Annotated in this window: 8 protein-coding genes and 1 pseudogene; 5 read left to right on the top strand and 4 right to left on the bottom strand. The window is 71.8% G+C overall.

Translation table 11 applies throughout. From position 1 onward, the window contains the following. The 3 genes and pseudogenes from ACJ73U_RS08850 to ACJ73U_RS08840 all read left to right on the top strand — a co-directional run. A pseudogene (locus ACJ73U_RS08850) lies at positions 1-763 on the top strand (hypothetical protein); the annotation flags it as partial. A gap of 120 nt (positions 764-883) precedes the next feature. After that, a complete protein-coding gene (locus ACJ73U_RS08845) occupies positions 884-2,413 on the top strand; it encodes a glycoside hydrolase family 76 protein (RefSeq protein WP_407777058.1) in 1,530 nt (509 codons plus the stop codon). A 283-nt stretch (positions 2,414-2,696) separates the two neighbouring features. Further along, a complete protein-coding gene (locus tag ACJ73U_RS08840; protein WP_407777057.1) occupies positions 2,697-2,945 on the top strand; it encodes a WhiB family transcriptional regulator in 249 nt (82 codons plus the stop codon). Positions 2,946-2,997: 52 nt separating this feature from the next. Here ACJ73U_RS08840 and ACJ73U_RS08835 read toward each other — a convergent pair whose 3' ends face one another. Together ACJ73U_RS08835 and ACJ73U_RS08830 are read right to left on the bottom strand one after the other, a co-directional pair. Next, complete coding sequence (locus tag ACJ73U_RS08835) at positions 2,998-6,051, bottom strand: glycosyl hydrolase 115 family protein (RefSeq protein WP_407777056.1); 3,054 nt, start codon at positions 6,049-6,051, stop codon at positions 2,998-3,000. A gap of 128 nt (positions 6,052-6,179) precedes the next feature. Then, a complete protein-coding gene (locus ACJ73U_RS08830; RefSeq protein WP_407777055.1) occupies positions 6,180-6,767 on the bottom strand; it encodes a class I SAM-dependent methyltransferase in 588 nt (195 codons plus the stop codon). Between the two features lie 75 nt (positions 6,768-6,842). On the opposite strand from ACJ73U_RS08830, the gene ACJ73U_RS08825 reads away from it, so the two are divergent. Continuing rightward, positions 6,843-7,517 (top strand): HAD family hydrolase, encoded by a 675-nt coding sequence (locus ACJ73U_RS08825; protein WP_407777054.1) that lies wholly within the window; start codon positions 6,843-6,845, stop codon positions 7,515-7,517. Positions 7,518-7,613: 96 nt separating this feature from the next. On the opposite strand, the gene ACJ73U_RS08820 is transcribed toward ACJ73U_RS08825, so the two are convergent. Next, positions 7,614-8,495 carry a LysR family transcriptional regulator gene (locus ACJ73U_RS08820; RefSeq protein ID WP_407777053.1) on the bottom strand — a complete coding sequence of 294 codons (882 nt, stop codon included), beginning with the start codon at positions 8,493-8,495 and terminating at the stop codon, positions 7,614-7,616. A 71-nt stretch (positions 8,496-8,566) separates the two neighbouring features. On the opposite strand from ACJ73U_RS08820, the gene ACJ73U_RS08815 reads away from it, so the two are divergent. Continuing rightward, positions 8,567-9,415, top strand: a complete 849-nt coding sequence (locus tag ACJ73U_RS08815; protein WP_407777052.1) for an SDR family NAD(P)-dependent oxidoreductase — start codon at positions 8,567-8,569, stop codon at positions 9,413-9,415. On the opposite strand, the gene ACJ73U_RS08810 is transcribed toward ACJ73U_RS08815, so the two are convergent. Beyond that, a complete protein-coding gene (locus ACJ73U_RS08810) occupies positions 9,416-12,229 on the bottom strand; it encodes an AAA family ATPase (RefSeq protein WP_407777051.1) in 2,814 nt (937 codons plus the stop codon). Positions 12,230-12,252: the final 23 nt, after the last annotated feature.

Raw genomic sequence — 12,252 nt, 5'->3', positions numbered from 1 at the left:
GATCGCCGCGGGCAAGTACAAGGGGCGCCGCGCGGTCGAGGTGCGGCTCGACGGGCGCCGGGTGGGGGAGCTGACCTACCTGATGTCGCAGCGGTACGCGCCGCTGGTCACACAGGTGAGCGCGCACAACGGCCGCGCCGGCTGCGAGGCCGAGATCGAGCGGGACGCCAACGGTCTCCAGCTGACGCTGCGCCTGCCACGTGACGCCGAGGCGCCGGGACCGGTGGACGCGCCGACGGTCGTGCTGCCGGCACCCGTCCCGGCACCGTCCGTCCCGGCACCGTCCGTCCCGGTCGCGAGCACGTTCACCCGGCACCGGACCGCGTGGCTGGTCGCGGCGGCGGTCGTCGTCGTACTGTTCTTCGCCGCGCTGGCCAGCAACGGCGACGAGTCCACGCGCAACACCGCCGGGGACGAGACCACGACCACCACCGACCGGTGGACGGCCACCTCCACCACCGCGCCGACCACCACGCCCAGCCCGACGACCACGCCACCCCCGCCGCCGCCCACCTCCACGGCCGTCGTGCCGCCGCCGCCTCCGCAGCCGACCACCGAACAGCCCGCCCCACCGCCGGCCGAGCAGCCCGCGCCGCAGCAGCAGTGCGCTCCCAACTCCACGGGCTGCGTGCCGATCGCCTCCGACGTGGACTGTGCCGGCGGTAGCGGCAACGGCCCCGCGTACGTGCGGGGCCCGGTCCGGGTGATCGGCAGGGACATCTACGACCTGGACCGCGACGGCAACGGAATCGCCTGCGAATGAGGTGAATCGTTGACCTACCACGGGAGGTGCCATAACGTCGGTGGTGCGTGAGAGCGCTCTCACCCCCTGCTGGCGACCGTCACCCCTGCGCGGTCGCCGGAGCGCTCCCGGGAGGTCTCGATGCCGAGATCCGTGCTGGCCGCTGCGCTCGTCCTGGTCTTCTCGCTGACGGGTGCCGCCGTTCTCGTCGCACCCCAACCGGTATCGGCCCAACCGGCCCCGCCGCCCGTCCGGCCGCCGTCCCCGCCGGCGAAGCCGAACACCACTCCGGCGCCGGCGGCCCAGGCCGGCCCGAACCCGCTCGCCGCGATCTGCAACAAGTACTGCGACGGCCGGGACCCCGCGCTGGCGCCGGCCGACCGGGAGGCGGTGGTGGCGACGCTGTTCGGCCGCCGCTTCTCCTTGCACGTCAACGACTCCGACGCGATGGGCTGGGCCGCCGTCGCGGCCGGGGGCCCCGGCGACGAGGTCTGGCTGGACCGCTCCTTCGACGGTGGCCGCACCTGGGGCTCGGGCAGCCGGCTCGGCGGCACGAGCATCCCGGCCGGCGCGACCGGCTGGCGCACGCTCATGTTCAACGTGGACGACTGGGCCAACAACGGCGTCGGAGCGCTCCGCGCGTGCGGCAAGGCCGGCGACCGGCCCGACATCGCCTGCACCGCGTGGGCACGCTCCACCTGGAACGCCTGGGACCGGCGCACCGCCGCGGCCACCGGGCTGATGATGTTCTACCGCAACGACCTCGGCCTGTTCGACACCACCGGCTGGTGGAACTCGGCGAACGCGCTCACCGCGATCATCCGCAACGTCCAGGTTTCCGGCATGCCGAGCTACCGGTATGTGATCGCCAACACCTACGACCGCAACGTCAACTCCGGACTCGGCCAGTTCCGCAACGACTACCTCGACGACACCGGTTGGTGGGCGCTCGCCTGGATCGCGGCCTACGACCTCACCGGCGACTCCCGCTACCTCTCCACCGCCCGCGCCGGCGCGGACTACATGAACTCGTACTGGGACGGCACGTGTGGGGGCGGCGTGTGGTGGTCGACCGCCAGGGGGTACAAGAACGCGATCACCAACGAGCTCTTCATCCAGGTGAACGCCGCCCTGCACAACAGGATCGCGGGTGACGGCACCTACCTGCAGCGGGCTCGCGGCGCATGGTCCTGGTTCGCCGCCACCGGCATGATCAACAGTGGGAACATGATCAACGACGGTCTCACCGGCGGGTGCGCCAACAACGGCCAGCCGGCCTGGAGCTACAACCAGGGCGTCATCCTGAACGCGCTCGTCGAGCTGAACCGGGCCACCGGGGACGCCGCGCTGCTGACCCGCGCCCGCCAGCTCGCGAGCGCGTCCACCGCCAACACCGGCCTCAACCCGGGCGGCGTCCTGCGCGAGCCGTGCGAGCCGAACTGCGGCGCGGACGGGCCGTCGTTCAAGGGTGCCTACGTGCGCGGCCTCGTTGCGCTGAACGCCGCGCTGAGCGACCACCCGTACGCGAGCTATCTGACGCGCCAGGCCAACTCCGCCTACGCGACGGACCGCAACTCGCTCGACCAGTACGGCCTGCGGTGGGCCGGTCCGTTCGACCAGACCGACGCGGCCCGTCAGCAGAGCGCGCTGGACCTCATGAACGCGGCGTGACCAAGGTGACCATGGAATAATACGAGCGTTTTCCGGCGTTGACACGTACGCTGTTCGAGGGACGGCGTGAGAAATCGCGCCGGCAGGGGATTACCTCTGTGCCCGATGGGCACACCACCATGAAGTAGCTCGTACACGCGCCCATGCGTGCGCGCGTGCGAGCCGGACGACAAGCGGGCGCCGCTCCCGTGTCCGCACATGCCCGCAAGCGTGTGACCAGGGGAAACGGCGTCACGGAATGAGTAGAGCGATCAACACGATGCTGCGATTGGAGGCGGCATAGATGAACATGATGGACGATTGGCGGGACCGCGCCGCCTGCCGAGACGCGGACCCCGAACTGTTCTTCCCGGTGTCCGAGATGGGTCCCGGCGCGCGGCAGGCAGCGGAGGCGAAGGCGGTGTGCGCGCGGTGCTCCGTGCGTGCGCAGTGCCTCGAGTACGCGCTGGACGCTGGTCTGGACCACGGCGTCTTCGGCGGCACGACCGAGCGCGAGCGCCGCGAGCTGGTTCGCCGCCAGCGGGTAGCCTGACCCACAGACCGAAGCCCTGGACGCGTTGTGTGCGTCCAGGGCTTCGTCGTGTTCACCGCACGCGGGTGCTGGCCGGCGGCCCGAGGTAGCTCGGCGCGAGGCCACCGGTGTCGACGACGATCTTCTGCACCACGACCGTCGGGTCCACCTGCCACACCTTGAGCACGTGCTCACCGGGCCGGTCGAGCACGTGCATGGTCGCGGTCCGGTTGACGTTGTCCGAGGTGTTGCGTTCCCACTGGCGGTTCATGGCGGTGTCGTCCGCACCGGTCGCGGTGGTCACGTTCACCCGTTGCGGTGACTCGCCGTCCACCGAGACCGCGTAGGTGAGGCCGTCGGTCGGGTGCACGTTGTTGCGCGGCGACAGGTACACCCACACCGTGACCGGCCCGGTCGTGTTCACGTTCACCGTGTACTCCAGCCGCGGGCCGGTCGGCTCCCGGCGTGGCGCGGTGACCGGGTCCGGCCGCATGCCGGCGCCGTCCCGCCCGATGTCGGGGATCCGCACCCAGTCCCCGACGACGCGGCTCGCGCCGTCCGCGGGGATCGACACGTAGCCGTTCGCCTCGACGTAACCACGCGTGGGCCTGGTCGCGGGATTGTCCACAACGGCCTCGACGACCACTGTCCGGCCGGCGCCCGTCACCGTCAACGGCACCCGCGTGGTGCCCCGCGGCGCGTGCCACCAGTCCACTGTGACCTCGAGGCGCACCTGCTTGTCCACCGTGCCACGGGGCTTCGACACCGACACCCACGGCCGCGCCGAGGAGACGCGGTAGTCGAACGCGGTCGCGCCCCGGTTGAACACCTCCAGATACTGGCGCGGCTGGCTCTGGTACGGGCTGAACGTCGGCAGCACGGCCGGCGTGGTCGCGGCCGGCCACCACTGGTCCGAACCGTCGATCGCCACCCCCATGTCCGCGGCCGCCGGCACCTGGATCCGTTGGACGGCGGGGAAGACCTCGTCCGGCAGTGCCTGGTTGTTCAGCTCCGGCTGCTGCCACGGTGCGTTCGGCCCGTACCGGGCGACGTCGCCGTACCCGATCTTCGGCTGGGACTGGAAGCCCTTCCACTTCCCGCCGGCCAGCTCGGTGTTGTAGTACGTGCTCAACGCCTGGTCGTCGGCGAACCGCGCGTCCGTGAGGTCCGCGAGGTCGTTGGTGGCCGCCCGGCCCTGTCCGGCGTAGAGGATGTTCGTGAACTCGGCGCGCCGCAGCTCGTACAGGTTCGCCGTCGCCCCGGTCGCATAGCCGACGAGCTGGAAGTAGGCGTCCCGGTAGGACTCCGGCAGCACTCGGTCGACCCGTTGCGAGCGAGCCGCGAGGCGCTGCCAGTCCGCGGTCACCCGGTCCATCTCGCGGTAGTTCTCCAGCGAGTAGGGGGTCATCTGGTCGTCGTAGGTGACCGCCGTGCCCGGACCGCTGGTGATCCGCCGGTTGAGCAGCTCGGGCTTGCGCCGCGCCTGCAGCACCCCGTACTCGTGCAGGATGTGCGCGATCTCATCGGCGTAGCGGGCGGGGAAGTTCTCGGCCGCGTAGCGCTTCTCCCACGCCGGCAGGTCCTTGCGCGGGATGGGTTTCCACGCGTTGTCGAGGAAGAACTGCAGGGGCAGCTCCTCGTTCTTCATGTCACCGACGTTCGCCACCCACAGCCGGTCGACGCCGTGGGCGTGTGCCGCGTCGAGCTGCTCCCACGTGTTGTCGAGGTTGATCGTGTCGGCCCACTTGTAGTTGCGCCCGCCGCCCACGTAGTCGAAGTGGTAGTACATCCCGTAGCCGCCCGCGCGGGGCGGCAGGCTCGGGTCGGGCAGCTTGCGCATGTTGCCCCAGTTGTCGTCCGTGAACACGACGGTCACGTCGTCGGGCGCGCGCAGTCCCTTGTCCCAGTAGCGCTGGACCTCCTTGTAGAGCGTCCACACCTGCGGCACGTCGGACATCCCCTTGTCGGCGAGGATCTGCCGCTCGCTGCCGAGGATCTCCTGCATCAGGTCGATGCCGTCGCCGTCGGGCAGGCCCACGTCGCCGTTGCCGCGCATGCCGAGCGTGACCACGCCCTCGAAGCCCTCGGACTTCATCCGCTCGATGCCGTCGGCCCAGTACGCCTTGATCGCGTCGGCGTTGCGGCGGAAGCTCCACTCGCCCGTGCCGCCGTAGGGGTCGTGGCCGGGTGTCACGATGGTGCCGTTCGCGTCGCGCACCGCGGGCACGGCGTGCCGGTTCCACTCCTCGATGCCGCGCATCATCGGCGCCTCGTGCGAGGTGCCCATGATCACGCCGTAGAGCGACGCCGTCGCGTGGTTGGCCGGGTCGTCCTCGGCGAACGCGCGGCCCCACACCGCCGGCCACAGGTAGTTCGCCTTCAGCCGCAACATGGTCTCGAACACCCGCGAGTAGAAGCGGCTGTTGAACCCGCCGGGGAAGCCCGGGGCAAGGCCTTGCCCGAACTGCGTCGGCGCCCACCGGTCGAGCGCGGGGTTCTCGTCGTTGATGAAGAACCCGCGGTACTTCACCACGGGCGTGCCCTGCGTGTGCCGCCCGGGCAGCACGTACAGCTCGTCGGCCTGCTTCGCCGGCACGTCGTCCCACCAGTACCAGGGCGAGACGCCGATGCGCCGGGACACGTCGTAGGCGCCGTAGATCGTGCCGCGCTGGTCGCTGCCGGCGATCACCAGGGCGCGGCGGACGCCGGGCAGCGGGTCGCGCACGACCTGCTGGAGCGAGGTCTCCCACTTCCCGGCGATGCCGGCCACGTCGAGCTTCCCGCGCCGCACCAGGCCGTCGATGAGCGGGCTCACCCCGATCGTGCCGACGAGAACGGGTTCGCTGCCGGCCGGCACGTCGTTGACCGACGTCGCCGGCCGGACCCCGGTGACCCGCTCGACGTCGTCGCGGAGGTCGCCGACCACCCGGACCACCCCGGGGTGGTCGGCGTCGCTCACCACGAGCGGCGCGGCTTTCCCCTTCGCCACCAACGGGAATGCGCCCGGCCGAGGCGCAGTGACCACATAGGACTCCGCCGCGGTCGCCCCGGCGGCCGGCGTGGCGACGGCGGGGGTGACAGCGGCGGCCAGGAGCGGAAGTACGATGAGGGCCGCGGACCTTCTCATGTCGATCTCCGTACTATCGCAGGGCGGAGCCGAAATTTTCGGAACAGTTCCGTAACCTGCTCACGATAGCCAGAGTGCTGCCACGAATCCAGAGTGCTTGCAGCCCAACGATTTTCGAAACTTTCGGGTCAGGTCTCCTTGCGTGCCCGGAGAACGACGTCGTTGACGTGGCCCGTGCCGGGTGGCGCGGACACCCTCGGCCGGGTCTCGTTGACGAGGACCGTCCACGTGTCGTCGAGGAGTTCGGCGATCTCGCCCGGGGTGTAGTAGTCCTTCGGGTCGAGGGGGGACTGGTGCTCGTGCATGTGCGTGAGGTCGTGGCCGCCGACGAGCAGCGTCCCGCCCGGCGCCACCGCGGCCAGCATGCGCTGGACCGCCTGCTCGGCCGTGTGGGGGATCGCCCCGTACATCGCGACCACCAGGTCGAACGCGCCGGCGGGTGGTGTGTAGGTCGTCAGGTCGGCGTGCGTCCAGCTCACCTTCGCGTCGCCCGCCGCGGCCGCCGCACGTTCGAGCGCGACCCGCGAGAGGTCGACCGCGGTCACGAGCCAGCCGCGCCCGGCCAGCCAGAGCGCGTCGGCGCCCTCGCCGCAGCCGAGGTCGAGTGCCTGCCCGGGCGGCAGCTCGGCCACCTCCGCGACCAGCGCGCCGTTCGGCGCGCCGCTCCACAGCTGGTCCTTGGCGCGGTAGAGGTCTTCCCAGAACTGTTGGTCCATACCGCGCATGATCGGCGTCACCACGCGATGTCGGCAACCTTTGTTGCCAATATGGCAACACGTAGGGTTGGTGTCATGATCCGAGCTGTCCTGTTCGACTTCTCCGGCACCCTGTTCCGCTTCGAGCCGAGCCCCGGCTGGCCGTCGGTGGCGGCCGACGACGCCGACCGGGAGCGGCTGACGACCGTGCTGACCGCCCCGACGCTGTCCGGCGAGCACCTCCCGCCCGACCTCGTGGCGGCGTGGGAGCGCCGCGATCTCGACCCGGAGGTGCACCGCACCGTCTACCTGGCCATGCTCGCGTCGAGCGGCGTCGAGCTGACGCCCGAGGAGACCGACGCCGTCTACGAGAGCCTCACCGACCCGCTGGCCTGGCACCCCTATCCCGACACCGAACCGGTGCTGCGCGAGCTGCGGGAGGCCGGCGTGCCGGTGGCCGTCGTGAGCAACATCGCGTGGGAGATCCGGGGCGTCTTCGCCGAGCACGGGGTGCTGGACCTCGTCGACGAGTACGTGCTGTCCTACGTGGAGGGCGTGGTCAAGCCGGACCCGAAGATCTTCACCGTGGCGTGCCAGCGGCTCGGCGTCGCACCCGAGGACGCGTTGATGATCGGTGACAGCCCCGAGAACGACGGCGGCGCGGCGGCCATCGGCTGCGCGACCGTGTTCGTCGACCCGGTGCCGACCGGGCAGCGTCCCGCCGCGTTGCGCCACGCGGTCAGCGACCTGCTACGCAGGGTGAGGGGTTAACGCTCACACTGGACGAAGGTGCCGTCGAGGTCACGGAGACCGGGGTGCGCGGCCGGTCGCCCCCGTCGCCTCGGTGTTGCCGGCGGGCGCGTGGGCCTACTCGGCCGCCGCGGTACGCAGGGCGTCCACGACGTGGGCGGCCGCGCCGACGAGCGGCTGGGGGAGTCGCGCCAACACCAGCCGGCGCGGCTCCCCGGCGACCGGTTTGACGCTCACACCCGCCGGCACGGCCGCGGCCAGCACGGCGGGCACCGTGGTGATCCCCGCGCCGGCCGCCACGAGGTTGAGCTTGGCGAGCCAGTCCCGCGCGGTGTGCGCGACGGCCGGGCGCTCGTCCAGCCCGGGCCACACGCCCATCTCGCCGGCCGTGGAGCTGGCGATCCACCGCTGGCCACGCAGGTCCGCCACCGACACCGACCGCGCGGCGGCAAGCGGGTGCCCGGCCGGCACGGCGATGCACAGATCCCGCTCGGCGAGCGTCAACACCCGCAGCGGCGGCGACTCGGTGTCGAACGGCCGGAACGGCGGGACGGCGGCCAGGAGCGCGAGGTCGAGGGTGCCGGCCCGCAGGGCGCGGACGAGCGTCGGCGTGCTGCCCTCGCGGGTGGTCACGGTGATGGCGGGATGCGTGCGCCGCAGGGCGGCGAGGGCACGGGGCACCAGGACCCCGCCGGCGCTGGCGAACCAGCCGAGCCGCACCGTCCCACCCTCGTCGGGCAGCCCGGCCAGTTCCCGGTCGATCCCGTCCACCTCGCCGAGCACGGTGACAGCGCGCCGCAACACGACGTGCCCGGCCGCGGTGAGGCGCACCCCGTCGCGCCGCCGCTCCAGCAGCGTGGCGCCGGTGGCCTGCTCAAGCGCGGCGATCTGCCGCGACACGGCCGACTGCGTGTAACCGAGCGCGTCGGCCGCGGCGGTGAGCGTGCCCCGCTCGGCGACCTCCCGCAGCACGCGCAACCCGGTGATCGACACTTCCATGAGGGTTACGCATACCACCGTTGCGGAACTTTCGCTCCCCGCATGCCCCGCAGCTCCCTAGCTTGGTGGGCATGACACGCATCGCTCTTGTCACCGGAGCCAACCAGGGCATCGGTTACGCGCTGGTCGAGGAGCTGGCCGCGCGCCTGGCCCCGTCGGACCTGGTGCTCCTGACGGGCAGGAACCCCGAACGAGTGAAGGCCGCGGCCGACCGCGCCGCACGCGGGGCCCGCAGCCACGTCGAGGCCCGAGTCCTGGACGTGACCGACACCGAGGCCATCGCCGCACTGGCGACCTCGTTGGGACGCACGGACATCGTCATCTCCAACGCCATCGCCCCCCTGGTCCCGGACCGCCCCCAGGCGGCGCAGGCGGACGAGTTCATCGCGGTGTCCAACGGCGCCACGCACGCGGTCCTGCGCTCGTTCGCCCCGACCCTGCCGCCGGGCGGCCGGCTCCTGGTCGTGGCGAGCGGCCTGGGTACGTTGGGATTCCTGGACCCCCGGCTGCACCCGCTGTTCGACACCGCGGCACTGGAGGAGGTCGAGGCCGCGGTGGAGACGTGGCGACAGGCCGTCCACGACGGCACGGCACCGCGGAAGGGCTGGCCGGCGTGGCTGAACGTCCCGTCGAAGGTGGCGCAGGTGGCGGCCGTGCGCGCGGTGGCCGCGACGAGGCGTGACCAGGACCTGGCCAACGGCACGCTGATCGCGGCGGTGTGCCCGGGCCTGGTCGACACGAGAGCGTCCCGCCCGTGGTTCGACGACTTCGGCGAGGCGCGAACCCCCGCGCAGGCGGCCGGTCCGGTCGTGGACGTGGTCCTGAACCCGCTGGACCCCGCCATGTACGGCGAACTGATCCAGTTCGGCAAGGTCCTGCCGTGGCACAACGGCAAGCCGCTGGACCGCCCCGTCAGCTGATCAGGCCGTCCGGTCGTGCTCGGCGGCCTCCCGAGCGATGTCGATCCGCGACCGCACCCCCAGCTTGGCCAGGATGTGCGACACGTGCGTCCCCACCGTCCGCGGCGAGAGCACGAGCTGCTCGGCGATCTGCGGGTTGGACATCCCCTCCGCCACCATCCCGGCGATCTTCGTCTCGGTCGGCGTGAGACTGCTCCACCCGGCCTGAGCCTGCCGGTGCTTGACCCGCGGCCCCCGCCGGATCCCGTACTGGCGGAGCTGGGCCCGCAGATGGGCGAGATCCCAGTTGGCACCGAGCCGGTCGTACAGCTCGTCCGCCCGCGTGAACGCACGCCGAGCGGAGTCCCGATCCCCCCGGTTGGCGAACCCGATCGCGGCGGCCTCCAGGGCCTTGGCTCGCAACAGGGGCCGCCCGGCGTCCTCGTAACGGTCGGCCGCGTGCTGCAACAGGAACGGATCCCGCTCGAACAGCCCGCGGCAGTAGGCGGCGGTCGCGAGCCGGTGCGGCACCTGCGAGCGCCGCGCGAGAAGGGCCGCCTGCTCGGTGACATCCGCCGCAGCGGCGGGTGACTTGGTGTGCGCGGCGAGCCGGGCGACCTCGGGCAGCAGGTCCTCGACCTCGTCCAGTTCCTCGGCGTCGCCGGCGACCCGGTCGGCGAGCACGGCCAACGCCTCCTCAGGCTGGTCGGCCACCTCGCGGTCAAGGCTGCGCGCCAACGTCAACGACGACACCACCCGGTTGCCGATCTGCTCCGCGCTGGACGCGGCCAGGTCGAGGTGCCGCCGCGCGGCGGCCGGATCACCCCGGTGGAAGGCGATGACCGCCGCGATCCCGCGGTCGCAACAGGTGGCGCCGGGGTCCTTGAACTCGTCGGGCAGGCTCTCGATCTCGGCCTGGGCGTCATCCCACCGGCCGACCTCGAAGAGCAGCTCTCCCAACGCCGTCTGCGCCTGGGCCAGCCGCACGAGACTCCCGGTGCGGTCGGCGAGCTGTCGCACCGTGAGAGCGGTGCCCAGTGCCTCGTCGTACCTGTCGAGGTCCCCGAGCGCGACGGCCTTGTTGATCTGCAGCAGCAGGCGCAGGTCGGTTAGTGACGGATCGTCGCCGATGACGTCGAGGGCGCGGTCGAACAGGGGCAGTGCCATCGCGACGTCACCACGCATGATCGACACCACGGTCAGCACGTGCAGGGACCACCCCGGGGCCCAGTTGTCCCCGGCCTCCTCCGCGGTGGCCAGTGCCTTGGCGGCCACGCTGCCGGCGACCGACACCTCGCCGAGGTCCCGGTGCGCCCGCGCGGTGAGCACGAGCAGCCGTGCGCGCTGCTGCGCGGAGATACCGGCGATGTCGTGCGCGCGCTCCAGCGCTTCCAGCGCCTCGTCGGAGCGGCCCAGCATCGCCCGGGACTGCGAGACCGTCCAGTGGAGGTCAACCAGCAGGTCCGGGTCGGTGACCATGCCCATGGCGCGGCTCGCGACCCGAACGGCCTCGTCGCACTCGCCCGCGCGGTACAGCGCCTCCGCCAGCCGGCACACGAGCACGGCGCCACGAGGAGTGCTCGCCGGTGCCCCGTCGGACGCCTTGCGCAGGAGCTCGATGGCGTCCCTCGGCGCCTGTGCGATCAGCGACGGCGCCGCCTCGACCGTCCAGTCGAGCAGCGACTCGTCCATCGGGTCGGCGTTCGGTCCGCTGATGGCGTGCAGCAGTTGGCGTGCGACCCGCGGTGTGGGCACGCTCGCCTCGGCGAGTGCCTTCGCCGCGTCGCCGTGCCACGCCGGCCGCAGCGGAGCGGCGATGTCGTCGTAGAGCGCGCTGCGGATCAACGGGTGCCGGAACGCGAGCTTGTCGCCGACGTCCTTCAGCACGCCGGCGGTTCGTGCCTCGTCGATGGCCGGCACCAGCTCGACGACCCTGCGGTGCAGGACGATCGCGAGGTCCGCGACCAGGAACTCACCACCCAGCAGCGCGGCCGCCTGCAGCACCTTGCGGACGTCGGTGGCGAGGAAGTCCAGCCGGTCGGTGATCGCGGCGACGAGCGAGTCGGGGACCGGGCCGCTGGCGACCTCGACCGCGCCGGACTCGGTCACCGTCAGCCGCTGCGCGCGGACCAGCGCGTCCAGCAACTCGGTCAGGTAGAGGGGGTTGCCGCCCGCCTCACCCGCGAGGCGCAGCAGGTTCTCGCCAGGCTGGCCCGCCGAGATCGCCGCCACGAGGTCGGTGACCGCCTGCTCCGCCAGGCCCTCGAGGCGGAGCAGGCCGTCCGTGCCCACCATGCGTCGAACCGCGAGCAGCTCGTCCCGTTGGGGGACCGGACGTACGACGCCGATGAGCAGCAGCGGCGAGCGGTCCAGCGACCGCGCCAGCCACTCCCACACGCTGATCGTCCACGAGTCGCCCCACTGCAGGTCGTCGACCACCAGCACGGTCGGCCTCGCGCTGGACAGCTTCGTCATGAGGGCGAGCATCTGCTCCGCGGCCGCCATGGCGGGGTCCACGGTGCTGGTCAGCTCGCCACGTAACAGGCGCTGGATGGTGTCGAGACGCGGTTCGGTGGACTCCCTGGACAGCAGGCTCTCCAGGAGCGGCTGTAGGGGGAGGGTCTGGCCGAGCTCGTCGCACTCGGCCCAGAAGGTGGCGAAGTCCCGTTGCTCCGCCGCGACGACGGTCGCACGAGCGAGGGAGGACTTGCCGATGCCGGGCTCACCTTCGATCAGCACCGCGTGGCCGGTACCGGAAGCGAGGTCGTCGAGCCATCCGACCAGTAGGGACAACTCGGCCTCGCGACCGACGAGCGCGTGAGCGTCACTCGGCATACCTCGACGATATTGCTTGCCGC

The sequence above is a fragment of the Actinophytocola sp. genome (assembly GCF_045807065.1).
Classification (GTDB): Bacteria; Actinomycetota; Actinomycetes; order Mycobacteriales; family Pseudonocardiaceae; genus Actinophytocola.
This window is presented reverse-complemented; position numbering and strand designations above follow the sequence as displayed.